The sequence below is a fragment of the Rothia sp. HMSC065C03 genome, assembly GCF_001837295.1.
Taxonomy (GTDB): domain Bacteria; phylum Actinomycetota; class Actinomycetes; order Actinomycetales; family Micrococcaceae; genus Rothia.
In genome coordinates, this window is the sequence record NZ_KV831994.1 from 1 (window position 1) to 286 (window position 286).

Annotated in this window: 1 protein-coding gene; it reads right to left on the reverse strand. The window is 53.1% G+C overall.

What is annotated here, in order from left to right:
- The coding region (locus HMPREF2605_RS09515; RefSeq protein ID WP_168167587.1) for a hypothetical protein at positions 1 to 286 on the reverse strand (286 nt) is incomplete at both ends.

The following is a 286-nucleotide window of genomic DNA, read 5'->3' on the forward strand; positions in this document are numbered from 1 at the left end:
ATAGGGAGTGACGATATTGAGCTTACGCAGGACCTCTTCGCAGGCGGATGGTTCGGGGGGGTACATGTTTTCCTTGATGAAGAGGAGCTTTTCGTCAAGGGGCATGGTGGGGATTTCCTTGGTGAGGGTTTCTGCCCAGTCTGCGGCGTCTTCATCATCGGGGTCCTCTGCGGCTGCGTCAAGTGCCCATTGGAGGTGTCGGTTGACGTAATCGTCGATATTGAAGCGTTCCTTAAAGATACGTTCGAGGGCTTCACAACGCTTCTGATTAATCTGCCAGCGTTCT